This is a genomic window from Microbacterium sp. HD4P20, assembly GCF_019449275.2.
GTDB lineage: Bacteria > Actinomycetota > Actinomycetes > Actinomycetales > Microbacteriaceae > Microbacterium.
Genome location: NZ_JAHZQZ020000012.1, coordinates 190923 through 216637 on the forward strand (window position 1 = coordinate 190923; position 25715 = coordinate 216637).

At 68.9% G+C, this 25715-nt stretch carries 23 protein-coding genes; 9 read left to right on the forward strand and 14 right to left on the reverse strand.

Annotated elements, in window-relative coordinates:
• Positions 1–45: 45 nt before the first annotated feature.
• From K0817_RS05910 to K0817_RS05950, 9 genes are all read right to left on the reverse strand, one after another.
• Entirely contained in the window at positions 46–1065 is a 1020-nt protein-coding gene (locus tag K0817_RS05910) for a sugar ABC transporter permease YjfF (RefSeq protein ID WP_219980463.1), read from the reverse strand.
• The gene (locus tag K0817_RS05915) at positions 1062–2129 is read right to left on the reverse strand and encodes an ABC transporter permease (protein WP_301339720.1); all 1068 of its coding nucleotides are present in this window, start codon (positions 2127–2129) and stop codon (positions 1062–1064) included. Before K0817_RS05915 ends, K0817_RS05910 begins: the two co-directional genes overlap by 4 nt.
• Positions 2129–3676, reverse strand: coding sequence for a sugar ABC transporter ATP-binding protein (locus tag K0817_RS05920; RefSeq protein ID WP_219980465.1), 1548 nt, complete (start codon positions 3674–3676; stop codon positions 2129–2131). Before K0817_RS05920 ends, K0817_RS05915 begins: the two co-directional genes overlap by 1 nt.
• 113 nt (positions 3677–3789) lie before the next feature.
• Positions 3790–4770, reverse strand: a complete 981-nt coding sequence (locus tag K0817_RS05925) for an ABC transporter substrate-binding protein (protein WP_219980466.1) — start codon at positions 4768–4770, stop codon at positions 3790–3792.
• Between the two features lie 224 nt (positions 4771–4994).
• Entirely contained in the window at positions 4995–6233 is a 1239-nt protein-coding gene (locus tag K0817_RS05930) for an MFS transporter (RefSeq protein WP_219980467.1), read from the reverse strand.
• 141 nt (positions 6234–6374) lie between these two features.
• Positions 6375–8318 carry a glycoside hydrolase family 127 protein gene (locus K0817_RS05935; RefSeq protein ID WP_219980468.1) on the reverse strand — a complete coding sequence of 648 codons (1944 nt, stop codon included), beginning with the start codon at positions 8316–8318 and terminating at the stop codon, positions 6375–6377.
• Positions 8315–9208: a carbohydrate ABC transporter permease gene (locus tag K0817_RS05940; protein ID WP_219980469.1), complete on the reverse strand. Its 894-nt coding sequence runs from the start codon at positions 9206–9208 to the stop codon at positions 8315–8317. Before K0817_RS05940 ends, K0817_RS05935 begins: the two co-directional genes overlap by 4 nt.
• A gap of 11 nt (positions 9209–9219) precedes the next feature.
• Positions 9220–10158: a carbohydrate ABC transporter permease gene (locus K0817_RS05945; protein ID WP_219980470.1), complete on the reverse strand. Its 939-nt coding sequence runs from the start codon at positions 10156–10158 to the stop codon at positions 9220–9222.
• Between the two features lie 58 nt (positions 10159–10216).
• Complete coding sequence (locus K0817_RS05950) at positions 10217–11518, reverse strand: sugar ABC transporter substrate-binding protein (protein ID WP_219980471.1); 1302 nt, start codon at positions 11516–11518, stop codon at positions 10217–10219.
• Positions 11519–11682: 164 nt separating this feature from the next.
• Between K0817_RS05950 and K0817_RS05955 the strand changes: the two genes are divergently transcribed.
• On the forward strand, positions 11683–12705 hold the full coding sequence (locus K0817_RS05955; protein WP_219980472.1) for a LacI family DNA-binding transcriptional regulator: 1023 nt from the start codon (positions 11683–11685) through the stop codon (positions 12703–12705).
• 10 nt (positions 12706–12715) lie between these two features.
• Here K0817_RS05955 and K0817_RS05960 read toward each other — a convergent pair whose 3' ends face one another.
• On the reverse strand, positions 12716–13705 hold the full coding sequence (locus K0817_RS05960; RefSeq protein ID WP_219980473.1) for a DUF5937 family protein: 990 nt from the start codon (positions 13703–13705) through the stop codon (positions 12716–12718).
• Between the two features lie 74 nt (positions 13706–13779).
• Between K0817_RS05960 and K0817_RS05965 the strand changes: the two genes are divergently transcribed.
• On the forward strand, positions 13780–14187 hold the full coding sequence (locus K0817_RS05965; RefSeq protein WP_219980474.1) for a cupin domain-containing protein: 408 nt from the start codon (positions 13780–13782) through the stop codon (positions 14185–14187).
• Between the two features lie 13 nt (positions 14188–14200).
• Positions 14201–14491, forward strand: coding sequence for a DUF4287 domain-containing protein (locus K0817_RS05970; RefSeq protein WP_219980475.1), 291 nt, complete (start codon positions 14201–14203; stop codon positions 14489–14491).
• A gap of 3 nt (positions 14492–14494) precedes the next feature.
• On the opposite strand, the gene K0817_RS05975 is transcribed toward K0817_RS05970, so the two are convergent.
• From K0817_RS05975 to K0817_RS05985, 3 genes are read right to left on the reverse strand one after another with little or no spacing between them, the layout of a single operon-like run.
• Positions 14495–15115: a DUF1992 domain-containing protein gene (locus K0817_RS05975; RefSeq protein WP_219980476.1), complete on the reverse strand. Its 621-nt coding sequence runs from the start codon at positions 15113–15115 to the stop codon at positions 14495–14497.
• Positions 15112–15966, reverse strand: coding sequence for an NAD(P)-dependent oxidoreductase (locus K0817_RS05980; protein WP_219980477.1), 855 nt, complete (start codon positions 15964–15966; stop codon positions 15112–15114). Before K0817_RS05980 ends, K0817_RS05975 begins: the two co-directional genes overlap by 4 nt.
• A 47-nt stretch (positions 15967–16013) precedes the next feature.
• The gene (locus tag K0817_RS05985) at positions 16014–17084 is read right to left on the reverse strand and encodes a LacI family DNA-binding transcriptional regulator (protein WP_219980478.1); all 1071 of its coding nucleotides are present in this window, start codon (positions 17082–17084) and stop codon (positions 16014–16016) included.
• A 186-nt stretch (positions 17085–17270) separates the two neighbouring features.
• Between K0817_RS05985 and K0817_RS05990 the strand changes: the two genes are divergently transcribed.
• The 5 genes from K0817_RS05990 to K0817_RS06010 all read left to right on the forward strand — a co-directional run bounded on the left by K0817_RS05990 (position 17271) and on the right by K0817_RS06010 (position 23907).
• Positions 17271–19403 (forward strand): beta-galactosidase, encoded by a 2133-nt coding sequence (locus tag K0817_RS05990; protein WP_219980479.1) that lies wholly within the window; start codon positions 17271–17273, stop codon positions 19401–19403.
• Between the two features lie 43 nt (positions 19404–19446).
• Positions 19447–20796, forward strand: coding sequence for an ABC transporter substrate-binding protein (locus tag K0817_RS05995; protein WP_219980480.1), 1350 nt, complete (start codon positions 19447–19449; stop codon positions 20794–20796).
• A 135-nt stretch (positions 20797–20931) separates the two neighbouring features.
• Positions 20932–21906 carry a carbohydrate ABC transporter permease gene (locus K0817_RS06000; protein WP_219980481.1) on the forward strand — a complete coding sequence of 325 codons (975 nt, stop codon included), beginning with the start codon at positions 20932–20934 and terminating at the stop codon, positions 21904–21906.
• Positions 21903–22829, forward strand: a complete 927-nt coding sequence (locus K0817_RS06005) for a carbohydrate ABC transporter permease (protein ID WP_219980482.1) — start codon at positions 21903–21905, stop codon at positions 22827–22829. The genes K0817_RS06000 and K0817_RS06005 overlap by 4 nt, the downstream gene beginning before the upstream one ends.
• A 79-nt stretch (positions 22830–22908) precedes the next feature.
• Entirely contained in the window at positions 22909–23907 is a 999-nt protein-coding gene (locus K0817_RS06010; protein ID WP_253735216.1) for a LacI family DNA-binding transcriptional regulator, read from the forward strand.
• A 10-nt stretch (positions 23908–23917) separates the two neighbouring features.
• Here the strand turns inward: K0817_RS06010 and K0817_RS06015 are convergent, their stop codons facing one another.
• Positions 23918–24937 carry an aldo/keto reductase gene (locus K0817_RS06015; protein WP_219980483.1) on the reverse strand — a complete coding sequence of 340 codons (1020 nt, stop codon included), beginning with the start codon at positions 24935–24937 and terminating at the stop codon, positions 23918–23920.
• 108 nt (positions 24938–25045) lie between these two features.
• Here K0817_RS06015 and K0817_RS06020 point away from each other — a divergent pair, with 108 nt between their 5' ends.
• Positions 25046–25657, forward strand: a complete 612-nt coding sequence (locus K0817_RS06020; protein ID WP_219980484.1) for a TetR/AcrR family transcriptional regulator — start codon at positions 25046–25048, stop codon at positions 25655–25657.
• Positions 25658–25715: the final 58 nt, after the last annotated feature.

Genomic DNA, 25715 nt, shown 5'->3' on the forward strand with positions numbered 1-25715 from the left:
CCATTATGGCGTGATCGACGAGCGGGTCCGCTCACGGTCATGGCATCATCGGCGTCGTTCGGAGCGGGCGACGATGACGCGCTGGATCACGATGAACACCAGCAGCAGCGCTCCGACGACGATGCGGGTCCACGACGGGTCGGCACCTTCGAACGCGATGATGGTCTTGATCACGCCGTAGACGAGGACACCGATCAGCGACCCGATGACATAGCCGCTGCCGCCGGTGAGGATGGTGCCGCCGATGACCACCGCGGCGATGGCGTCGAGCTCGGTGCCCACCCCGTTGAGCGGGTAACCGGCTCCCGAGAACGCCGTCAGCACGAGGCCGGCCAGACCGCTGCAGGCGCCGCTGATCACGTAGACGAGGACTTTGGTACGCGTCACGGGCAGACCCATCAGCCGGGCCGATTGCTCGTTGCCGCCGATCGCGTACACGGTGCGTCCGAAGCGCGTCCACTGCAGTACGAAGGTCGCGACGGCGACGGTGAGCAGGGCCAGGATTCCCGTCGGGGTCAGGTACCAGTCGCCGACCGTGAAGCGCGTGCGCTGCAGCCAGAGCACGGCCGGATCCTCGACCTTGATCGAGGACAGGCTCACCACGAATGCGAGTCCGCGGGCGAGGAAGAGGCCGGCGAGGGACGCGATGAACGGCTGTACATCGAAGTACTGGACGAGTATGCCGATCAGCAAGCCGATCACCGCCCCGCCGGCGATCATCGCCGGGATCGCGATGACGGCCGGCAGGCCGTCCGAGAGCAGCTTTGCGCACAGGATGCCGGTGAAGGCCATGACCGATCCCACCGACAGGTCGATGCCGCCGGTGAGGATGACGAAGGTCATTCCGACCGCCAGCACCACGAGGTACGCGTTGTTCAGCAGCAGCGCCGACAGGTTGCGCGGCGCGATGAAGTTGCCGAACGCGATCTGTGCGCCGATCAGCAGGACCAGCAGGATCACTACCGCGGCCAGGGTGGGCATGAGCCCGGCGTGCCGGCTCATGAAGGTGCGGTATCTCGATGCGAGGCCCTCAGAGAGCCCGGTCCGCTCGTGCAGGGTCGTCATCGCGACACCACCTCCGTCTGGGTCTGCGCGGCCGCCGGGGGAGCGGCATCCGTGTCGTCGTCGTCTCGCCGCCGTGTCATGAGCCTGCGCACGAACCGGTGGAGCTGCGGCGACTGCACCAGCACCACGACGATCACGACCGCCGCGAAGAACACCGGCGCCTGAGCCGAGGGCACCCCGAGGAAGAGGATCGTCGACTCGAGCGTCTGGATGGTGAAGACCCCGACCACGGTTCCGGCGATGGTGAACTTGCCGCCCATGAGCGAGGTGCCGCCGAGAACGACGGCCAGGATCGCGTAGAGCTCGATGTAGAGGCCGGCGGCGTTGGCGTCGGCGGCCATGATGTTCGAGCTGTAGAGGATGCCGGCGAGTCCCGCCAGCAGGCCGCTGGCCACATACGCGCCGAAGACGATGCCGCGCGACCGGACGCCGGCGAGCCGGCTGGCCTCGGGGTTGATGCCCACCGCCTCGGTGAGCACGCCCAGGGCGGTGCGCCGCTCGACGAGCGCGATGACGGCGATGGCGGCCGCCGAGATGAAAAGCGCGAAGGGCAGGCCGAGCGCGTACCCGGTGGCGATGAACTTGTACGGTGCGCTGGTCACGGTCGTGATGAAGCCATCGGTGATCAGCAGCGCCATTCCGCGCCCGGCGAGCATGAGCACGAGCGTGGCGATGATGGGCTGGATGCCGACCACCGAGACGAGCAGGCCGTTCCAGGCGCCGAGCACCAGGGCCACCAGCAGGGCGGTGACGAGCGCGATCGCGACCGTGCCGATGCCGCCCGGATCGGAGGATCCGTCGATGATCGTCAGCGCGACCGCGCCCGAGACGGCCATGATCGCGCCGACCGAGAGGTCGATGCCTCGGGTCGCGATGACGATCGTCATGCCCAGCGCGACGAGCATGAGCGGCGCGCTGTTGCGGAGGATGTCGATCAGCGGACCGTAGAGCTGGCCTTCGCGGAACGTGATGCCGATGAACTGCGGCCGCGCGATCGTGTTGACCACGATCAGCGCGATCAGCGCGGCAATCGGCCAGAACAGCCGATGCTTCATGAGCTTCATCACGCTGCCCTCCCTTCGCCATCGTTGGCGATGTTGTCGATGAGTCGGTCGAGATCGGCCTCGCGGGAGTCGAGCTCGCCGACGCGCCGGCGGTCGCGCATCACGATCACGCGCTGAGCCAATCGAAGCACTTCTTCGAGCTCGGAGGAGATGAAGACCACCGAGAGGCCCTGCGCCGACAGCTCGGCGACCTTGCGCTGGATGTCGGCCTTGGCGCCGACGTCGATTCCGCGGGTGGGTTCGTCGAGGATGATCAGCTGCGGGGCCGTGGCCAGCCAGCGGGCCAGGAGCACCTTCTGCTGATTTCCGCCGGAGAGGTTGCGGATGAGCGCGTTCGGGTCGGCCGGACGGATGCCGAGGGCGCCCATGTACTCGCGAACCACCTCGTCCTGCTCGCTGCGGCGCACCTTGCGCAGCCAGCCTCGTTTCGCCTGGATCCCCAGCACGAGGTTCTCGGCCACCGTGAGGTCTCCGATGATGCCCTCGGCGCGACGATCCTCCGACGAGAAGGCGATGCGGCGGTCGATGGCGTGGCGCGGCGAGCCGATGCGGGAGGGCAGGCCGTCGATCTCGATGGTTCCGCTGTCGGCTCGGTCGGCGCCGTAGAGCAGGCGCACGAGCTCGGTGCGGCCCGATCCGAGCAGTCCAGCGATGCCGACGACCTCGCCGGGGTGGACGTCGATGTCTGAGGGGGCGAGCACGCCGCGGCGGCCGATGCCCCGGGCGCGGACGACGGGCGTTCCGGAACGGTCGATCTCGCGCATGGAAGATTCCGAGATCGCGGCCAGATCGGCCAGCTCTCGCCCGAGCATGAGGCTGACCAGCTCTTCGCGCGGCAGCTCGTCGGCGCGGTGCTCGCCGACCAGTCGGCCGTTGCGAAGCACCGTGATCCGGTCGGAGATCTCGTACACCTGGTCGAGGAAGTGGCTCACGAAGAGGATCGCGACGCCACGGTCGCGCAGATCGCGGACGACGGCGAACAGCTGTTCGACCTCGCCGCGGTCCAGGCTCGACGTCGGCTCGTCGAGCACGAGCACCTTGGCGTCGAGCACCATCGCGCGAGCGATCGCCACGAGCTGCTGGATCGCGATGGACTGGCTCGCGAGGGCCGAGCGGGTATCGATCTGCAGCCCCAGGCTGGCCAGCTGCTCGGCCGCGCGACGGTGCGCGCCCGACCAGTCGATGCCCGCACCACGCCGGGGTTCGTGCCCGAGCATGACGTTCTCGCCGACGGAGAGGTTCGCGCAGAGGTTGACCTCTTGGTACACGGTGGAGATTCCGGCGTGCTGGGCATCGGCGGCGGTGGTGAACGTGTGCGGTGCTCCATCGACGACGATCGAGCCGGCGTCCACGGCGTAGACACCGGTGAGCGCCTTGATGAGGGTGGACTTGCCAGCCCCGTTCTCTCCCATCAGCGAGTGGACCTCGCCCGGGCGGAGGGTGAAGTCGACGCCGTCGAGGGCGAGGACTCCGGGGAAGCGGACGGTGATGCCGCGCATCGCGATGATGGGCGATGGCTCGGCGGGCGTTGCTGAGGCGGCGGACATGCGCGCTGCTTTCGTTGGTCGGCGTTCAGGGATCCGGCAGCGTCCGGTGGGGTCCGCTGCCCGAGCGTCCCGCCGTGGCCCGGGGGGTGGCCACGGCGGGACGACGATCGGGATCAGTAGGGCCGCGAGTCGATGACCTCGGCGGCCTGCTCCTGCGTGAACGTCTGGTCCTCCACGAAGTGGGTCTTCTCGACGTCCTCACCCGCGAGGACGTCTCGCACCAGGCCCGCCGCGAGGTCGCCCAGCAGCGGGTTGCACTCGACGATGTAGTTGATCTTGCCGTCGACGAGCGCCTGCATGCCGTCCTTGACCGCGTCGATCGAGACGATCTGGATGTCTTCGCCGGGAACGCCGCCCGCGGCCTCGATGGCCTCGATGGCGCCCAGTGCCATGTCGTCGTTGTGCGCGTACAGCAGGTCGATCCCATCGATGCCGTACTTCTGGATGAAGCCCTCCATCACGGTCTTGCCGCCGTCGCGGGTGAAGTCGCCGGTCTGCGAGTCGATCGTCTCGATGCCGGTGCCTTCGATGGCCTGCGCGAATCCTTCGGCGCGATCGTTGGCCGGCGCCGACCCGGTGGTGCCCTCGAGCACGACCATCCTGGTGGGTGTGTCGCCGAACGTCTCGGCGGCCCACTCGCCGGCCATGACGCCCTCCTTGGTGAAGTCCAGCCCGACCCACGCTGCGTAGAGATCCTCCGAGGCAGTCACGGTGCGGTCTTCGAGGATCACCGGGATGCCGGCATCCGAGGCCTCCTGCAGCACGTCGTCCCAGCCGTCTTCCACGATGGGGGCGATGACGATCGCGTCGACGCCGCGACTGATGAAGTCGCGCACCGCCGAGATCTGCGCGGCCGGGTCGTTGTCGGCGGCGTTGAAGATCAGCTCGAAGCCGTCGTCCTCGCTGAACGCGGCCTTCATCGACTCGGTGTTGGCGCTACGCCAGCCGGATTCGGATCCCGTCTGCGCGAAGCCGACGGTGATCGTGTCGTCGCCGCCCTCTCCGCTGCCGCCTCCGGCGCCGCTGGAGCAGGCCGTGGCCGCCAGCGTCATCGCTCCCAGAAGGGCGATGCCTGCGAGTACCTTGCTCTTCATTTCCCAAACCTCCTTGTCGGGTTCCGGCATCGCTGCCGGCACTCAGTGCAGTTCGCACCGTCAAGCGGTGCGCTCCGAATGTTAGCCTTCACATTGCGGGGCAGCGCAAGTTGTGAGCGATAACATTCCGATAACAGAGCAGCGGTAGGACGTATGACGATCGTTCGGTCGCAGTGCGGTGACGAACCGAAGTGAGCGATCACAACGCAATCGCGTTGCCTTCATTACCGCCGCGCGCGGGATGCGATCACGTGTGCGACGCCGGCCGCGAGCACGACCAGCGCCGCGCCGAGCGGCGCCAGCAGCGCGGTGCCCAATCCCGCAGAATCCGCCACGAGGCCGGTCACGGCGGATGCCGCGGACTGGCCGACCACGACGGCCGAGCCGAGCATGGTCATGACGGTGGCAGACCGTCCGCGCGGACTGTGCCCCGCGGCCAAGCTGTACTGCGTCACCAGGGTCGGTCCGATGCCGATTCCGATGACGAGCAGGCACAGCGTCATCGCGCCCACCGTGCCGACGAACGGCAGCGCCACGGATCCCGCGACGAGGACCGACGCGAACGTGAGCCACCGGGCAGACAGCGTGAAGCGCGCCGGGAACAGCGCGACGCCGAGAGCGAGCGCCGCCGAGCCCACGCCCATCGCGCCGTAGACCAGGCCGGCCTGTTCCGGAACCCCGCGCTCGGCCATGAAGGCGGTGAGCGAGGTCAGCATCGCGCCGAAGAACAGGCCCATGCCGAGCGCGCCGGCCACCGGCGCCAGCACGCGCAGGCGGAACAACTCGCGGGCCGGCGCCTGATCGGGATGCTCGCCTCGCGAGGCGACGGCGGTCGCTGCTGTCGGGTGCAGCGCGAACGCGGTCACGAACACGAGCGCGAGCACAGCCGCCCCGACGACCGGCGCCGCCGGGCTCAGCGTCGTGGCGAGCAGGCCGACGATCACGGGGCCGAACACGAACACGATCTCGTCCGCCGCCGACTCGTACGCCATCGCACCCCCCACGACCGACGTACGCCGCTCCGCCGGGTAGGCGCGGCCGATGATGCCGACAAGGCGACTGCGTGAAAGCGGCGCCACCTGGGGCATCGTGGCTCCGATGAAAAATGCGACCACCAGGAGCGCGGCATCCGCCACCGGCGCGAAAGCGAGCCACGCCATCAGCGCGAGCAGCAGGCTGTTGACGGTGCCGGCGATGAGCAGCACGCGGCGCTGGCCGAACCGATCGGCCGCCGCTCCGAGGAGGGGCCCGATGAGCGCCGTTCCGAGGCCCGTCATCGCGCTGGTGAGACCACCGAGTCCGAGCGATCCACGTGCCGACACGACGAGCGTGAGGATGCCGACCACCATCATCGCGAAAGGCAGGCGTGCGATCAGCGCGATCGGGAAGTAGCCGAGTCCGGCCTCGCGGATGAGGCTCGGGCGCCGGTCCGTCTCGGGCGCGGTGAGAGTGTTGGTATGCATCTTGGGCCTTCTGCCGCCGACGGCGGGTGCTCGTGCCGCCTTGTGCCGGCGCGAACGCGCACGGACAGGTAGATGCACATCGAGGATGGGCACCGGCAGTCTACCGAAGGCGCCTGGACGAACCCCGGACGCTCCAGCGCGTCAGGACGCCGTCGGGATCCACACCCGCATCGTGGAGGGTCCGCGCTGGGCCCACTCGTGGTAGGGCACCAGCGGCACCACCGCACGCCCCACCGGAGCGCGGTCGCCGCCGGCATCGCGATACGGCCACTCCGCGTCCTCCGCCGCGAGGCGCACCACCTCGACCCACCCGCGCCCGTCGCGCTCGACGGGCTTCGTGCCCGGGACGAGCGCCACGAGCCCGACGTCGTCCACGCCGGCGGGCGCGAGATCGACGGATTCGAGGGCGAGCACCTCGGGGCCGCGCTCGACCGCGACGCACCCGCGCGCCCCGTCGATCCGCGCGTCGGGCGTGGTCAGGCGTGGCGCCATGGGCAGGTGCAGCTCGACGACATCGCCCGAGCGGAACGCGCGGCGCACGGCGGTGACTCCCGGCTCGACCTCGCGTTCTTCGACGCCGTCTGCCGTCTCGACACGCAGCCGCGCGCCCGAGGCCCACGACGGCACGCGCAGCGACAACGTCCATGGTGCTTGCGGGGCGGCATCCGTTCGATGAACCACACGGATCGCGCCGTCCGCCGGGTACCGGGTCTCGACGTCGAAGGCTACGGTGCGTCCATCGGCGAGGGCGGTGCGGATCGTCGACGGGGCGTACTGATGCAGCTGGATGCCGTCGGCATCCGCCGTCGCGATGTAGGCGTCGAGGCTCGCCAGTGTGCGGGCGACGTTGGGCGGGCAGCACGACACCTCGAACCACGGCGCCCGCATGGACGACGACGCGCGCGGCGACACCGCGCCGGGATCGGCCGGGATGCCCGGGACCCGCTGGTGGAGCGTGTTGGCGTAGTAGAACGCGCACCCGTCCGGTGCCGGTGACGTGGCGATCACGTTGTAGAGGGTGCGCTCGATGAGATCGGCGTAGCGGGCGCCGCCGTCCGCGAGAAGCAGGCGCCATGTGAACATGATCGACCCCACCCCCGCGCAGGTCTCGGAATACGCCCGGTCGGCCGGCAGCTCCCAGTCCTCGCCAAACGCCTCGTCCTGGTGGTGGGAGCCCTGGCCGCCGGTGATGTAGGTGCGGCGGGCGACAGTGCGGTCCCACTGGCGGCGCAGCGCAGCGAGCAGCGCGTCGTCGTCGGTGTCGACGGCGACGTCCGCGGCACCGGCCGACAGGTAGTTCGCCCGCACCGCGTGGCCTCGCAGCACCTCGGCGTCGCGCACCGGCACGTCGTCCTGGAAGTAGCCCCGGCCCCATTCGATGTCGCCCAGCTTTCCGTGTCCATGACGTTCCACGAACAGTCGCGCCTGGTCGAGGTAGCGACGATCGCCGGTCACCCGCGAGAGCTCGGCCAGTCCCACCTCGACCTCGGCGTGGCCGCAGATCGCGTCCCGCCCGTCGGCACCGAACTCGCGGCACACCAGGTCGGCCGCGCGCCGGGCGATGCCCAGCAGGCCGTCGTCGGCCTCAGGCCGTGTGCGTGCCCGGGCCACCGCCGCCTGGAACAGGTGACCGAGGCAGTACAGCTCGTGCCCCCACTCCAGTGCCGACCAGCGTGCCGCCTGACCCGGCCGGCCGAACCGGGTGTTCAGGTAGCCGTCGGCCTCCTGTGCCGCCGCGACGCGGGTGACGACCGCGCGGAACCGCTCCTCGAGTGCAGGGTCGCCGGTGCGGCCGATCTCCCACGCGAGCGCCTCGAGGTACTTGTACACCTCGGAGTCAGAGAACTCGCGGCCCCGGCGCCCGTCCGGCAGTGCGCCGGCGGCAGCGAGATCGAAATTGCCCAGCCAGCCCTCGGACTCCAGTTTGCCCTCGATGTGCGCGAGAGTGCGGCGTCCGTTGACGTCCTGCCGCTCGCCCCAGAAGCCGCCGGTGATGCGCACCTCCGTCTGGCCGAGCGGCCTGCGGGTGCCGCGCGCCGGAGCGACGGGCGACTGGGGCTGGGTCGTAGTGGTCTGCATGGTCATCCCTTGAACGCTCCCGACATGAATCCGCGGACATAGTGGCGCTGCAGCACCAGGAACAGCAGGATGCAGGGCAGCGCCAGCACCACGACTCCCGCCTCGGTGGCGCCGTAGTCGATCACGCCCTGCACTTGAACGCGGAGGTTCGATACAGCCAGGGGCAGCGTCATCCGATTGGTATCGGTGATCAGGATGAGCGGCGCCATGAAGTCGTTCCAGGCCGCGAGGAAGGCGAACATCCCGACGGTGATGAGCCCAGGCTTGACCGCGGGGATCAGCACGCGACGGAGCGCTCCGAACGTCGTCGCACCGTCCACCATGGCCGCTTCGTCGAGCTCGCGCGGCACCGACTCGAACGAGATCCGCATCATGAACATCGAGAACGGCAGCTGGAACATCGTCAGCACGATGGCGACCCCGACGAGCGAGTTGCTGAGGCCGACGGCGCTGAGGATGACGTAGAGCGGGATCAGCAGCGTCGCGTACGGCACCATCAGGATCGCCAGCACCGTGAGGAACAGCAGGTTCTTGCCGGGGAACGAGAAGCGCGCGAACGCGTAGCCGCCGAGGGTCGACACGACCAGCGTGAGCAGCACGGTCAGCAGCGCCACGAAGGTCGAGTTGCCCAGGTACACCCAGATGCCGGCCTGGTAGTCCGCCAGCGCGGCGTAGTTGCCCAAGCCCCAGCCCACGGGCTGGCTCGTGCCGGCGCGCGGCGCCACCGACGAGACGGCGGTCCAGATGAGCGGGTAGAGGAACATGATGGCCAGCGCGGTGGTCAGCACCGCATACGGGATGCCGAACACCAGGCGGGCTGCCGAGCGTCCACCGCGCCGCTTGGGCGAGCGCGTCCGGATCAGCCGCGTCGCGGAGGGGAGGGTCTGCACAGTCATGTCGAGGTCCCTCAGTCGTCGGCGCGACGGAACGCGCGCAGCTGGAAGATGTTGATGACGATGAGCGCGAGCAGCACGATGACCGAGAGGGCGGCGGCGATGCCGAGGTTGTTCTGCCCTTGGAAAGCGACGTTGTAGATCAGCTGCACGATGGTCATGGTGCTGTTGTCGGGGCCGCCTTTGGTGAGGATGTAGAACTGCTCGAAGGCGAGCAGGGACCCCGTCACGCACAGCACGATCGTGAGCGCGAACGTGGGACGCAGCAGCGGCACGGTGATGGTGCGGAAGGTCTGCCAGGTCGATGCGCCGTCGATGCGCGCGGCTTCGTACACCTCGTCGGGGATGGCTTGCAGTCCCACGAGCATGAGCAGCATGTAGAACCCGGCGTACCGCCACACGATCAGGAAGACAGTCGACCACAGCGCGCCGTCAGGTGTGCCGAGGAACGTGAACCCCCACGCCTGCATGAGGTCGGCGAACGGGCCGGCGTACGGGGAGTACAGCACATAGAACAGGAGGGATGCCGAGGCCAGGCCGAGCGCGCTCGGCACCAGGAACGACGTACGCAGGAGGGACTTCCACCGTGTCGACTCCTGCACCAGCAGCGCGAGCCCGAGTCCGAGGCCGATGAGCAGGACCGTCGTGATGACGGTGTACTTCAGCGTGAACCAGATCGAGTCCCAGAACAGCCGGTGATCGACGGCGTCGAGGTAGTTGGCGGGAAGGTTCCACCCCTGGTTGCCTGCCAGCAGCGGCCAGTCCGACGCTGACATCTGCAGCACCAGCACCAGAGGCACCAGGAAGACGAAGATGACGAACAGGGCGGTCGGCGAGGCGTACAGCCACCCGCGTAGGGCGTCGCGGCGCGCGCGAGGGGTGCGGCGCCTGGTCGCGGGTGCGCTGCGAGGGCTCGTCGCGCGCGACGAGGGGGTCAGGGTGTCGGCGGACATGTCGTTCTCCGGGGGAGGGTGGGGGTGGCGGCCCGGTCGCCCGGGCCGCCACCTCGGATCACTGGGCGAGGATCTCGGTGATCGCCTCGTTGTCGGCGTCGACCGTGTCGGTGCCCTGCAGAACGGCATTGCGGACCAGGGTCAGCCACGGGCTCCCAGGAGCGTTGAACGCCTGCTGGAAGTTGAGCGCGACAGGCGTGTCGCCCTCGGAGGCCACCTCGTTGATCGTCACCAGGCGCGGGTCCTCCGCGGCGTACTCGTTGTCGGCGAAGTCCGCGCGGGAGACGACGTCGTTGTTCTTCGCGAGGACCTCGACCTGAGCCTCTTCCGACATCATCCAGGTGAGGAAGTTCCACGCCTGCGCCGATTGCTCGGAGTCCTTCGAAACCCCGATGCCGTCTCCGCCGACGAACGTCGAGGCGCCGCCGTCGACGCCGGGGATGCCGGCCACACCGGTGTCGAACGGTGTGGACGACAGCAGCGTCGCGGGGTAGAACATGAGGCCGACGTTGCCCTCGGTGAAGCCCGCGGTCCACGTCGGACCGGCTTCGTCCTGTGAGCTGGGCAGCACCGCCCCCGCCTCCCACAGATCACGCCACGTGTCGTAGACCTCTTTGGCGGCGTCGTTCGCCAGCAGCGACTCGCGCCCGTCGTCGCTCAGGACCTCCTCGCCGGAAGCCCAGATGCTCGGGAACCACGTGAAGACGAGGCATCCGCCGCAGTTCAGGCCCGTCGCCGTGCCGTACACGCCCTCCTTGCCGAGCGCCTGGATCTGCTTCGCGGCGTCGGCATACTCCGCGAGCGTCGCGGGCGCTTTGTCGGGATCCAGACCCGCCTCGGCGAAGAGCTCCTTGTTCCAGAACAGCATCGAAAGGTCGAGCACGAAGGGCAGGACGTGCTCTCGGCCCTCGGCGTCGGTGCCGGCGGACAGATGGCCCTGGTTGATCTCGTCCTTGTAGTCGAGACCGTCGATCTGGGCGCTGAGGTCCTGGAACAGGCCCTGCTCCACCCAGTTCGGCACGTACACGATGTCGGCCGCGAACAGATCCGGGAGCCCGCCGGAGCCGGCGGCGGCGCCGACCTTGGCGACGTAATCGTCATTGGGTACGACCGTCAGCTCGACCTGGTTCTCGTGGGTGGCGTTGTACGCGTCCACGAGCAGGTTGGCCTGTTTCTCCAGCGGCGCACGCGTCCACAGCGTGAGCGTGCTGCCGTCGTCGATCCCGTCGGCGGGGATGTCCTCGGGGGCGGTGGTGCCTCCGCCTGCGCCCGCGCAGCCGGCGAGGCCGACCAGGGCGCCGGTGAGGAGCAGAGCGGTCGCGGCACGCCAGCCGGCGGCGCGACGTCGGGTGTGGATCATTGCAGTCTCCTTGGCTCGACATTGAGCGTGCGCGTGCGGGTGCGAGCGCCGCTGCCATGTGGGATTCCGAAAACTTCGAAACCGCTTTCGGCAAGGTATCGTGAGAAATCAGCAGCGGTCAAGAGGGCGCTTCGATAACGTTTCAGTGACGAGGGGAGACCGGGGTGCCGAGCGAAGGTGGTGTACGCAGCGCGACGCTGAGCGATGTGGCGCGGCGCGCCGGCGTGTCGATTGCGACGGCGTCGAAGGCGCTGAACGGTCGCGGCGACGTCGCACCCGCCACGCGGCAACGCGTGGTCGAGGCCGCCGATGAGCTGTCGTTCACACCCAACGCCATGGCACGCGGGCTGCTCGCAGGCCGCACCGGCACGGTGGGGCTGCTCACGAGCGACCTCGAAGGCCGCTTCATGCTGCCGATCCTGATGGGAGCGGAAGACGCGTTCGGTGCCGGCCAGGTGAACGTGTTCCTGTGCGATGCCCGCGGCGACGCGATCCGCGAGCAGCACCACCTGAAGGCCCTCCTCAGCCGTCGAGTCGACGGCATCATCGTCGTCGGCCGCCAGACCGACCCGCGACCGTCCCTGGGGCAGGAGATGCCGGTGCCCGTCGTCTACGCCTACGCCCCCTCGGACGATCCTCGTGACCTGTCGTTCACCCCCGACAACGACGGGGGCGGACGGATCGCCGTCGAGCATCTGATCGCCTGCGGTCGCACCCGCATAGCCCACATCACCGGCGATCCGGCCTATGCGGCCGCACAGGACCGACTGGCGGGCGCTCGGAGGGCGCTGGACGATGCGGGGCTCGAACTCGTGGGTGAGCCGATGTTCTCGGAATGGAGCGAGCACTGGGGAAGAGATGCCGCGGCGATGCTGCTGCAGCGGCATCCGGATGTCGACGCGATCTTCTGCGGGTCCGACCAGATCGCCCGCGGCGTCCTCGACACCGCCCGTGACCTGGGCCGGAGCGTGCCCGACGACCTCGCCGTGATCGGCTACGACAACTGGGAAGTGCTGTCGACGAACTCTCGTCCGCAACTCACCAGCATCGACGCCAATCTTCAGCAGCTGGGTCGCCACGCGGCGCAGCGCGTGTTCGACGCGATCGACGGTGTCGACATCGGCGAGGGCACTCACCAGCTGCCGGTGCGCCTCGTGATCCGGGGCTCGACGATCGCGCGCCGCTGACCGGCGAGCCTTAGAACGTGGCGCCCATCATCGCCTCGCCGAGGGGCGTGCGGCGATGCAGCACGCGTGCGCCGTCGCGCGAACTGGCCACCAGTCCGGCGTCGCGCAGCACCGTCAGGTGATGCGACGCGGTCGAGATGGCGATAGCGGTGTCGCGCGCGACCTGCGAGGTGGTGCGAGGCTCGTGAGCGTCGAGGAGGATGCGGGCGCGGGCCGGGCCCAGCAGTGCGCCCAGGGCATCAGCGACACCCGTCGGATCGCGCGCCCACTCGGCACTGACGCCCTGCGCGGGGTAGAACAGGGTCGGCTGTGCGGGCGGCTCGGTGAGCACGTTGCATCCGCTCGTGCCCATGACCGACGGCACGAGCACCAGACCGCTGCCCCGGCAGTCCACGACCTCGCTCCAGATGCGCATCGTCACCCGCACCGCCCCCTCGGCCCATTCGACCCGGTCGTTGAGCGTGGCGATCATGCCGCCGATGCCACTCTCGGCGACGCGACGCGAGCGGACGGCGATGTCGGCGCGCAGCAGCCGCTCCAGCTGGGGCCACACCGGGGCGATGCCGGCGTTCCACACCGAGAGCCACGCCTCCGCGATCATGGCGCGGGCGCGGACCGGGTGGTCGAGCATGCGCTGCACGGCGCCCTGCGCCGCGCCCCGTGACCGCACCAGCACCTTCGTCATGTCCACCTCGAAGCGTTCGTCGTCGATGTCTCGCAGGCGCTCGGCCTCGGCTTCGGGGGTGAGATCCCACGTGGGGGTGGAGGTCAGGAAGTCGGGGAAGTATCCGTCGTCGCGAATGAGCAGTGCGAGCACCTCGAAGTCGTCGCGCGGGATCGCGCCTCGGGTCGACCGCATCCACCCCCACTGCAGCGGATGGTGGTCCGGCCGGTGCAGGGCCCGCACAGCGTGGCACAGCTCATGGCCCGGCGAGATGCCGAAACGGATGGCGGTGAGGTCATCGGGCGCGAGCCGGAAGTCGACGTACTTTCGATCCACGTCGAAAGGATAGGGCGACGGATGCCGGCGCGACAGGCTGAACACACGTCACCGGATTCCGCCAAGGAGGAGCCATGGACCTCGACGTCCTCACCCGCACCGCCACCGACATCCCCGCGATCGTCCCGGCCGCCGACCTGGGCATCGGCAGCGGCCGCACTCGACGCTTCATCGGCGCCGAGCACGGCGCCGGCGTGTCGTACTTCTTCGTCGACAACGAACCGGGTCAAGGCCCGGACATCCACCGCCACCCCTATCCCGAGACGTGGGTGCTGATCGAGGGCGAGGCGCGCCTCACCATCGGCGATCGCAGCTTCCGCGCGGTGGCCGGCGACACCGCCACCGCCCCCGCCGGGGCATGGCACGGCTTCAAGAACAGCGGCACCGGGCGCCTGCGGGTGCTGTGCGTCCACGCGTCCGACCGCATCATCCAGGAGTGGCAGGATGAGCCGGGCACCCTCGACATCCCCACCAGCGACTGACCGGAGCAGATACATGTCCTTTCAGGCATACCTCGACAACATCGAGACGAAGACCGGCCTCACCCCGCGGCAGCTCGTTGCACTCGCGCACGAGAAGGGGTTCGACGCCACGACCAAGGCCACGCCCATCGTGCAGTGGCTGGCCGAGGACTACGGCCTGGGGCGTGGCCACGCGATGGCCATGGTCCACGTGATCACCAAGGGGCCGCAGATCAGTGGCAAGCACGTCGAGTCGGGCACCGCGCACTCCGACCCGTCGAACACGCTGTGGCTCGACGGCAAGGCGACGAACCCGAACCCCTGAGGCCTACCGCCGACGGCGGCGGAAGAGCGATCGGATGCCGCTGCCCCGCCGGGCAGCGGCATCCGCTGCTTCCGCGTGGAGGAGGGCCACACGGGTCGCGCGCCGCGCACGCCACGCCGACACCTCGGCCTCGACGTCGCGTGTCGGTGTCACCACCGGGGGCCCACCGAGCAGTTGACGCCGCGCCTCGATGACACGTCGGTTGAAGTCCTCGACCGCCTCGCGCACGTCGTCTTCGCGAGCGAGCTCGTCGAGTTTGCCCGACAACTCGCGCTCTTCGACGCGGAGGGTGAGCGCCGGCGGGCCGAGTCCGGTGAGCCGCTCCGTCTCGATCTTGCGGCGGATCCACCAATCGGGATCGTGCTGCCGGCCGAGATCGGGGATAGGTTTGCCCGCGCCGGGAAGGTCGTCGAACTCGCCACGGCGGATCGCCTGCTCGATGACGACCTCGACATACGCGGCGCGATCCAGCGCATTGGGCTCGCGAGCGCCCGCAGCCTGCGCCTCAGCGGTGTCACCGCTCGGAGCGTCGGGTGCGCCGCCGTCCTCCGGGGCAGGTGTTTCGTCACGCGAGAGCCTGTCGACCCGGTACCGGGCCGCCGCCAGACGCGGGTCCTCGCTCATGACCCCGCGACGTGGTCCCGCCAGGAGTGCTGCGGGTCGAAACCGAGCAGCCGGCGGGCCTTGTCGATCGACAGGAGCGTGTCGTGCTCGCCGAGGTCGCGGATCACCGGGGCGTGCGGGAACACTTCGGCGACGAGCTCGGCGTTGGATTGCGACATCACCGTGTCGGCGGCCGCGATGATGTATGTCTCGAAGCCGGGGATGGCGACCTCCAGCGCGCGCTGCACGGCCTGCGCGCCGTCACGGGCGTCGATGTAGCCCCACAGATTCCACTTCCGCCGTCTCGGGTCGGCGTCGAACGACGGGAACTCGGCGTAATCCTCGGGCACCATGACGTTCGAGAACCGCAGGCCGGTGATCGACAGGTCGGGATGCCACCGCACGAGCTCGACAGCCATCCGCTCCTCGAGCGTCTTGACCAGCGAGTACACCGACTCGGGGCGGGGCGGGTACTCCTCGTCGACCGGGATGTAAGGCGGCGGCACGTCGAACGGCAGGCCCAGCACCGTCTCGCTCGAGGCGTAGACGAGGCGACGGATGCCGAGTCTCACGGCCGCCCAGAAGACGTTGAACGTGGCCGTCATGTTGTTGTGGAACGTGGCCACGTCGCTTCTGATGCCCGGTGCCGGGATCGCGCCGAGATGCACGACTGCGTCGAAGCCGTCATGGCGGTCGTTCACCGCGGTGAGGGCGTCGACGACCTGGCCGTAATCGGTGAGGTCGACCTGCACGAAGTCCGGTCCGCGCGTGCCGACGACGTCGATGCCGATGACGTCGTGGCCGGCCGCGCGCAGTTCGCGGGCGACGACAGTGCCGAGCTTTCCGGACGAGCCGGTGAGTGCGATGCGCATGCTTAACAGCGTGCCACGTGATGACTGCTCGGGGTCGACGCAGCAGCTCAGGAAGGCGCCGGACCGGACGATCGCCGCGTGACGAGCAGCGGGGGTTGTGCGGAGCGCGCCGGGACGGGTCGGCCCTCGATGCGCGCGATGAGCGCGAGGACAGCCTCGCGCCCGGTCCGGTCGAAGTCGTTGCGCAGCGTGGTGAGCGGCGGGTCGAAGTAGGCCGCCTCAGGGATGTCGTCGAGCCCGACCACACTGACGTCCTCTGGGATCCGACGCCCACTCTCTTTCAGAGCCAGCATCGCGCCGAGAGCCATCTGATCGTTCGCGGCGATGACCGCCGTCGCCGCCATGACATCGCGGCGCGATGCGAGGGCCTGATACCCGGAGGCGGCGGTCCAATCGCCGTGGAGGAGAGCAGTCGACGTGAGCCCGAGTCGCGCGATCGCCGCTTCATAGGCGCGCTGGCGACCGCGCGCCGAGGACCAATTGGGCGGGCCGGCGATATGGAGGAACCGGCGGTGCCCGAGACCGGCGAGGTGCTCGACGAGCTCGGTGACGCCGGTCTCGGAGAAGCTCGTGGGCTCATCGACCTCGGTCTCGAGGAAGATCGGAACGCGGAAGTCGGCATCGGCGACGGCTCTGACCATCTCGTCCGTCGAGGCCAACGCGAGGATGCCTGCGAGGGAATGCTGTGTGAGCTGGTCGAGCGCGTCGTCGATCGCGTGCGAGCTTCGCATGTCGAGCGAGATCAGATCCAGGATGTAGCCGGCCTCGCGGGCTGCGGCACTCGCCGCCTCGGCGATGCGGGTCGGCCCCACCTGTGAGGATTCGTGCGTCAGTGCCCCGATGCGGTGGGATCGGCCCGATTTGAGGCTTCGCGCCGTCATGTTGGGCCGGTACCCGAGGGCATCGAGCGCCGCAGTGACCCGGGCTCTCGTCTCCGGCCGGATGCCCTCGAAGCCCCGGAGGAATCGGCTGACGGTCTGATGCGACACGCCGGCGGCCGCAGCCACGTCGTAGATCGTCGCCGGCCGGCCCTCTCGAGACGGCGCAGCTGTCACCGGCTCACCGTCCGCCCACGCGGGGGAGCGACTGCTCTGCCCGCGGGCTTCCTCGAGCTCCATGCCGGCTCCTTCTCCGGCCGTCCCCACGTCGGCCCCGCACCGGCCGTGAGCCGTTGGTGCGCGTGGCGATCCTACCCCTTGACAAGGCGATGTTATCGGCAACATAGTGGTCCGCGACGGTCGAGTTATCGAAAACATCGGCCGGAGCCCTCACCTCTCGAACGACCTGCAACGGAGTACGTCTTCATGGAATCCCGTCCGCCGCAGCCCCTGAGCGGCATCCTCTTCGGCGCCGCGTATTACGCCGAGTACCACCAGGAGGATCGGACCCTCACCGACCTCGATCTCATGAAGAAGGCCGGGTTCACCGTGATCCGGGTCGGGGAATCGGTGTGGTCCACATGGGAGCCGCGCGACGGTGAATTCGACCTCGACTGGTTGCAGCCCGTGCTCGACGCCGCACACGAGCGCGGGATCGCGGTGATCCTCGGTACCCCCACGTACGCCGTGCCGCCGTGGCTGCAGACGGCCTATCCCGAGATCGCAGCTGAGCGCCGCACCGGCGAGCCCGTTCCGTGGGGCGCCCGGCAGGAAGTCGACTACTCGCACCCCGCCTTCCGCTTCCACGCCGAGCGCGTCATTCGGGCCGTGATCGAGCGCTATGCCGGTCACCCCGCCGTGATCGGCTACCAGGTCGACAATGAGCCGGGCATGTTGCTGTTCCACAACCGGAGCACGTTCCGGCGGTTCGTTCGCCGGCTGCAGGCGAAGTACGGCGATGTGGAGACCCTCAACCGCGAGTGGGGTCTCACGTACTGGTCACACCGGCTCTCGGACTGGTCGGATCTGTGGACGCCGGACGGCAACAGCCTGCCCCAGTACGACCTCGCCTGGCGCCGCTATCAGTCGGATCTCACCACCGAGTTCATCGCGTGGCAGGCCGACATCGTGCGCGAGTACGCGCGACCGGGTCAGTTCGTGACCACCTGCATCGCCTACCCGCGGCCCGCCGTCGACGACGAGCACGTCGTGCGCGCGCTCGATGTCACCGCCGGAAACCCGTACTACGCGATGCAGGACCACCTGGACGCGTCCCTCGAGCTGCCTCCGGCCTCGCCGTGGACGACATCCGGCGTTGCGGGGCTGTTCCGGCAGGCCGACCGGCTGTACTCGTCCAAGCAGTCACGGTTCCTGGTGACCGAGACGGACGCGCAGTCCATCGGCGGCCCCGAGTTCAACCTTCCGCCCTACCCGGGCCAGTTGGCGCAATCAGCCCTCGCGCTGATCTCGCGCGGTGCCGCGATGATCGAGTACTGGCACTGGCACACCTTGCCCTACGGCACCGAGACCTACTGGGGAGGAGTGCTGCCGCACAGCCTGCGCCCCGGCCGTGTCTACGACGAAGTCGCGTCTCTCGGCGGTGTGCTGAACCGCATCGGCGACGCCCTCGACGGCTACGAGCCCGACGCCGACGTGGCCCTGCTGTGGTCGAACGACAGCCGCTACGCGCTGGAGTTCTCGCCCCCGCTCGCCACGTCCGACGGATCCCCCGACCGCGACGCTTACACGCGGATCTTCGACGCGTTCCACCGGGGCGTCATCGACGCCGGGGCGCAGGCGCGGGTCCTGCATGCCGCCCAGGCGATCGAGCTCGGCGCGGCAGCGCTGGCCGCGCGGTTCCCGGTCCTGGTCGCCCCCGCCCTCTATGCGGCATCCGATGCGCAGCTGGACCTGCTCCGCGACTACGCCGCCGCCGGCGGCCACCTCATCGTCGGCATCCGCACCGGATACGGCGATGAAGAGGCGCGTGCCCGCGTCGAGGTGGCCCCCGCGCGGCTCGCGCAGGCGGCGGGGGTGCGGTACGAGGAGTTCTCGAACCTGCGCGAGGATCTGCCGGTGGAGCCGGAGGGCGACCTCGCGCTCGCCGGGAACGGTGCGGGGGGCGAGGCGACCACGTCTCCCGTCACGGCGCGGCTGTGGGCGGACGGCCTCATCGCCGACGGCGCCGAGGTGCTCGGCCGCTACGATCACCCTCGCTTCCGGGACTTCCCGGCAGTGACGAGCAACGGGCACGGCGCCGGCCGCATCACGGTCGTCGGCACAGTGCCCTCGCCCGGCTTCGCGACGGCGATCATGCGCCATGTCGTCGCAAAACCGATCGCCGACCAGCTCGCACCCGGCCGGGCCCTGCCCGTCACGGTCTCGTCGGGCTCCCTGCCGGGCGGCACGCGGGCCTGGTTCGTCTTCAACTGGGGGTGGGAGCCGCGCACGCTGACGCTCGCTGCGCCCGTCACCGACGCCGTGACCGGGGAGAGCCTCCCGGCCGGCACCGATGTCTCATTGCCGGCCTGGTCCACGAGGACACTCTTCGGGCAGTGAGCGCCAAGGGATCATGCGATCCGACCAATCACAGGAGGACAAGATGAGAAAGTCGCGGAGAACAGCAGCGTCGCTGCTCGGCGGAACCGTTGCGCTGGGGCTGGTGATCACGGGCTGCAGTCCGGGCTCGAACGGCGGCGCTGCGACGGAAGAAGTCACACAGGACGACATCGACGCCGCGATGGAGACGCCGACAGAGCTGACGTTCTGGACGTGGGTGCCCGACATCGAGCAGGAGGTCGCGCTCTTCGAGGAGGCCTACCCGGCGATCGACGTCAAGGTCGAGAACGTCGGCCAGGGACTCGCGCACTATCAGAAGCTGCGCAGCGCGCTGGAGGCGGGGGAGGGCGCTCCCGACGTCGCACAGATCGAGTACCAGTACATCCCCTCGTTCGTGCTGAGCGAATCGCTCCTGGACTTGAGCCCCTACGGCGCGGACGAGATCTCCGGCGACTTCGTCGAGTGGGCGTGGAACCAGGTGGCGCCCGGCGAAGAGGTGTGGGCGATCCCGCAGGACGTCGGCCCGATGGGGAACCTCTATCGCGAGGACATCCTGGCCGCGGCCGGGATCAACGAGCCGCCCGCGACGTGGGACGACTACGCGACAGCCGCTCAGGCCGTCAAGGACGCCACGGGCTCCTACATCTCCAATGTCGGCGCGACGCAGGCCGGTCAGATGATCGGCTTCTTCTGGCAGGCCGGAGTCAAGCCCTTCGGCTACGACGGCGCGGAGACGGTCTCGATCGATGTCAACAGCGCAGAGGCGAAGGTCGTCGCGGACTACTGGACCGACCTCATCCAGAGGGATCTCATCTCCACCGATGTCGACTTCAACGACGAGTGGTATCAGGGCCTCGCCAACGGCAAGTACGCCGGGTGGCTGACCGCCGCATGGGGACCGATCTTCCTGCAGGGCACGGCCGAGGGCACGTCGGGTCTGTGGCGCGCGGCGCCCCTTCCGCAGTGGAACGCCGGTGAGAACGTGTCGGGCAACTGGGGCGGCTCGTCGGACGCCGTGCTCGCCACGAGCGAGAACCCGATCGCCGCGTACATGCTCGCGGAGTTCATCAATCACGACGAGGAGTCCGCGCTGAAGCTCGCGACGGAGCAGTTCCTGTTCCCGCCGCAGGTGTCGGTGCTCGAGGATCCGGCCTTCACCGACCAAGAGTCGGAGTTCTACGGCGGCCAGCAGGTCAACCAGCTGTTCGCCGAGATCTCCGAGACGGTCGACACCGACTTCGAGTGGCTGCCCTTCATGGACTACGTGTACTCCAGCTACGAGGAGACGATGGGCACCGTGATCGCCGACAAGGGCGACATCTCGGACGCCCTGGACACGTGGCAGGAGCAGCTCGTGTCGTACGCGGAGTCGCAGGGCTTCACGGTCGAGTGAGCACCGGCCCTCGGCATCCACGCGGCCCTCGTCAATCGGACGCCTCGGAGTGAGGAGGCGATGGGGTCCACCCGGCCTCGGTTGGACCCCATCGCCCGCCCGCTACTCGAGCACCAACACCAAGAAGGAGCAGCAATGTCGCACTCCCCGACGCTCGACGGTCCTGCGGCGTCGACGGCCCGCCTCACGCGGACGCCGTCCGGCCGCAAGCCGAGTTCGACGACGCGTCGCCAGCATCGCGCCGCGTATCTGTTCATCCTCCCGTTCTTCGTCGTCTTCATCGCGATGCTCGTCGTGCCACTGGTCTACGCCGGCTATTTGAGCCTCTTCGAGAGCAGGCTCATCGGCGGAGAGCAGTTCGCAGGGCTCGCCAACTACTTCCGTGCTTTCGGCGATCCCGACTTCTGGGCGGGGCTCGGGCGCGTGGCCCTCTTCCTCGTGGTGCAGGTGCCGATCATGCTCGGCCTCGCGCTGTTCTTCGCGCTCGCGCTCGACAGCGGACGCGCGCGCGGCTCCCGTGGCATCCGGCTGCTGATCTTCATGCCCTATGCCGTGCCGGCCGTCATCGCCACGTTGATGTGGGGCTACCTGTACGGGCCGGACTTCGGACCGCTCGCGCAGGTCGCGCGGGGACTCGGTTGGGGCACACCCGACTTCCTGTCGCCCGGCAACATCCTCGGCTCGATGATGAACATCGTCACGTGGGAGTTCATCGGCTACAACATGATCATCATGTACGCGGCGCTGCGTGCGATCCCCGCAGACCTCTACGAAGCGGCCGAGATCGACGGAGCCGGGCAGTTCCGGGTGGCATGGAGCATCAAGATCCCCGCGATCCGCCCCGCCATCATGCTGACGATCATCTTCTCGATCATCGGATCGTTCCAGCTGTTCAACGAGCCGAGCCTGCTCAACGCGATCGCCCCCGACGCGATCACCAACTCGTTCACGCCGAACTACTACGCCTACAACCTCGCCTTCATCAACCGAGAACTGAACTACGCCGCCGCGATCGCGTTCCTGCTGGGCCTCGTCATCGCGATCGTCTCGTACGTGGTGCAGCTGGGTGAGCAGCGACGTGAGCGTCGCGAACGGAAGGGGCTGTCATGACGAACCTCGAAACCCGCACCATCGTGACCGGCCGTCCTGCCCCGGCCAGACGCCGCGCACCGCGCCGCTACGTTCCCCAGAAGCGCCGCAGCATCCTGCTCACCGTGCTCCTGTGGATCTGCGTCGCGTACTTCGTCCTGCCGTTGTGGTGGCTGCTGGTCGCATCCACGAAAGACACCTCGGCACTGTTCTCGACGTTCGGGCTGTGGTTCGGCGGTGAGTTCTCGCTGTGGGACAACCTCGTCGAGCTCTTCACGGTGCGCGGGGGCCTCTTCGCACGATGGATGCTGAACACGATCGTCTACGCCGTCTCGGCCGCGATCGGCGCCACACTCCTGTCGGCGATGGCCGGCTACGCCTTCGCGAAATACGACTTCCCAGGGCGCAAAGGTCTGTTCAGCGTGACGCTCGGGGCGATCATGATCCCGCTGACGGCGCTCGCGCTGCCGACCTACCTGCTGTTCGCACGCGCCGGTCTCACCGACACCCCGTGGGCGATCATCATCCCCTCGCTCGTCAGCCCGTTCGGGGTCTACCTCATGCGGGTCTATGCGGCGGATGCCATTCCCGACAGCCTCATCGAGGCGGCACGCGTCGACGGTGCGGGGGAGTTCCGGATCTTCTGGCAGGTGGGCCTCCGCCTGCTCGGGCCCGGCCTGGTCACGGTGTTCCTCTTCGCCCTCGTGGGCACCTGGAACAACTACTTCCTTCCCCTCATCATGCTCAACACGTCCGAGCTCTACCCGATCACGGTTGGCCTGGCCCAGCTGCAGGCCGCGGCGTCGGCGGGCGGAGGTTCGCAGGCGGTGTTCTCGACAGTCATCACGGGGGCGTTCGTGTCGATCCTGCCGCTCGTCATCGCGTTCCTGTTCCTGCAGCGGTACTGGCAGTCAGGCCTGGGCACCGGCGGCGTGAAGGGATGACAGGCGGATGCCGGTGCCCGGTGGCCCCGAGACGGCCCCGTCACTCCGTCGGGGTTCGCCCGGGGCTAGCCTGAACGTCATGCCCGAGCCTGCCATGCCACGACCGCGCGCCGGGATGCGTGAGGTCGCGGCGCGAGCCGGCGTCTCGACGCAGACTGTGTCGCGTGTCATCAACGACCATCCCCACATCCGCCCCGAGACGCGCAACCGCGTGCTCGACGCGATGGCCGACCTCGGGTACCGGGTGAACAATGCCGCACGCACTCTCGGCACGCGCACGAGCCGCACGCTGGGCGTCATCGCCTCGGACGCCACGCTCTACGGCCCATCGGTCGGCATCGCGGCGCTCGAGACCTCCGCACGCGAGGCCGGGCGGTGGATTGCGACGGCGTACGCGGATGCCTCATCCGAGGCATCCGTCCGCGAAGCCGCCGACCGGCTGCTCGGGCAGGGGGTCGACGGCCTCATCGTGCTGGCGCCCCACGCCACCACGCTCGCTGCGCTGCTGGACGCGCGATTGGGTGTGGTGATCACGGCGCTGCACGCTGATACCGGTGCGACTCGGCAGGAGGAGGGTGCTTCGCTGGCGGTCGACCATTTGGTCTCGCTCGGTCACCGCCGGATCGCGCGTGTCGTGGGGCCGGGCGACTGGCTCGAGGCGCGTTGGCGCGACGCGGGTGGGGCACGCGCCCTGGCGGCCGCGGGTCTTGAACCGGGCGTGCGGTGGAGTGGTGACTGGACGGCCGCCTCAGGCGCTGATCTGGCCGCCGAAGTCGCCGCGGCCGTGCGATCAGTCGACGGCCCGACGGCCATCGCCGCAGCGAACGATCAGATGGCTCTGGGACTGATCGCGGGGTTGCGGGCGGCCGGTCTCGACGTGCCTGGAGACGTGAGCATCGCCGGCTTCGACGACAACCCTGATGCCGCTTTCTACCACCCGGCGCTCACGACCGTCGGTCTCGATCTGGCCGGTGAGGCGCGACGCGCCGTCGCTGCGGTGCTTGGTGGGGACAGTGTCGATCCAGCTCCGCCTGTCCTTGTAGCTCGCGCCTCGACGGCCCCGCCGCGGGGCATCTGACGTCCCGGGTTCAGGCCGCCGATCGCTCGTGGGCGGCCCGACGGCGCAACGGTGCCGAGACGATGGGCGGGGTGTTGTACTCCTGGTCCATCCGGCCCACGCCGGTCCCGGGCGGCACGATCGCGTCGATCCGATCGAGCACGTCGTCAGAAAGGCGGATCTCGGCGGCCGCGAGCAGGTCGTTCAGCTGCTCGATCGTGCGCGGGCCGATGAGTGCCGCCGTCACGCCCGGGTGGGCGATCACGAAGGCAAGCGCCATGTGAGTGAGCGACATCCCCGCCTCCTCGGCGAGGGGGATGAACTCTTCGACGGCGTCGATGCGCCGCTCGTCCCGCAGGGCCGCGAACATCCCGCTACGACGCAGGTCCGATGGCTTCCCGCGGCGCATGCGACCGGTGAGCATGCCGCTCGCGAGCGGGCTCCAGATCACCGTGCCCATGCCGTACCGCTGGGCGACGGGCAGAACCTCGCGCTCGATCGTGCGGTCGAGCAGCGAGTAGTGCGGCTGCTCGGTGCGGAAGCGTTCCAGGCCGCGACGTTCGGCGACCCATTGTGCCTCGACGATCTCGGAGGCGGGCATGTCGGACGAGCCGATCGCGCGCACCTTGCCGCTGTGCACGAGGTCTGTGAGCGCCGACAGGGTGTCTTCGATGTCGGTCTCGGGGTCGGGGCGATGCATCTGGTAGAGGTCGAGGTGGTCGGTCTGCAGCCGCCGCAGTGAGTTCTCGACCGCGGTGACGATCCAACGACGGGAGCCCCCCTGATGGTTGACATCGTCGCCGATCGGCCGCGCGAACTTCGAGGCCAGCACGATCTCGTCGCGTCGTCCCTTCAGCGCACGGCCCAGCATCTCCTCCGAATCGCCATAGGCGTCGGCGGTGTCGATGAGGTTGACGCCGGCATCCAGGGAACGTGAGACCATCCGGTTCACCTCCTGCTGGTCACCATTGCCGAACGAGCTGAACATCATCGCACCGAGCGCGAAGGGCGATACGCGGATGCCGGAGCGGCCGAGCGGGCGGTAGTGCATGATTCCTCCAGAGGTGTTGCTGTGGTCGAGTGCGTATGTTGGTCGTAAACGGAACAGCCGTCCGCAACTATACGGAACGCCGTTCCGATTGTCACGCTGGAGATGAGAATGGATGCTCAGAACGTCCCGGAGGACGTCGGCCGACGCAAACGCGCGGACGCCGTGCGCAACGCCGAGACAGTGCTCGAGGCGGCGAAGGCGGCGTTCGCAGAGTCAGGGGTCGACGCGTCGATGCGCGACATCGCGGCCCGGGCGGGGGTCGGCGTCGGAACGATCTACCGCAACTATCCCCAGCGCTCCGACTTGATCATCGCCGTCTTCCGTCGTGAGCTCGATGCGACGGCCGCGGAGGCGGACCGGCTGTCAGCGGAGCATCCGCCCGCGGAGGCGCTCCGGCTGTGGGCGCAGAGTCTGGCCCGCTTCATCGCGACCAAGCGCGGATTCGCGAGCGCCCTCCACTCCGGCGACCCCGCATACCAGCCTCTTCCGGCGCAATTCCTGGGGGCGCTCGCACCACGAGTTCAGAGGATCCTGGACGCCGGCGCGGCCCAGGGAACCATTCGCCGTGATGTCCGCGCCGAGGACCTCATCAACGCGCTCAGCCGACTCGCCGATGGTCATCCCGCGCAGCCGGGTCAGCCCGTCAACCCGATGATGGACGTGCTCCTGGACGGGTTGGTCATTCGATCGCCGGGAGCCGTGGGCCACGAAGAAAGCTGAGACGGATGGCGAGTCGGCTCTGTTACCGGTAACATTGTTACGATCGCGCGTCGAGATG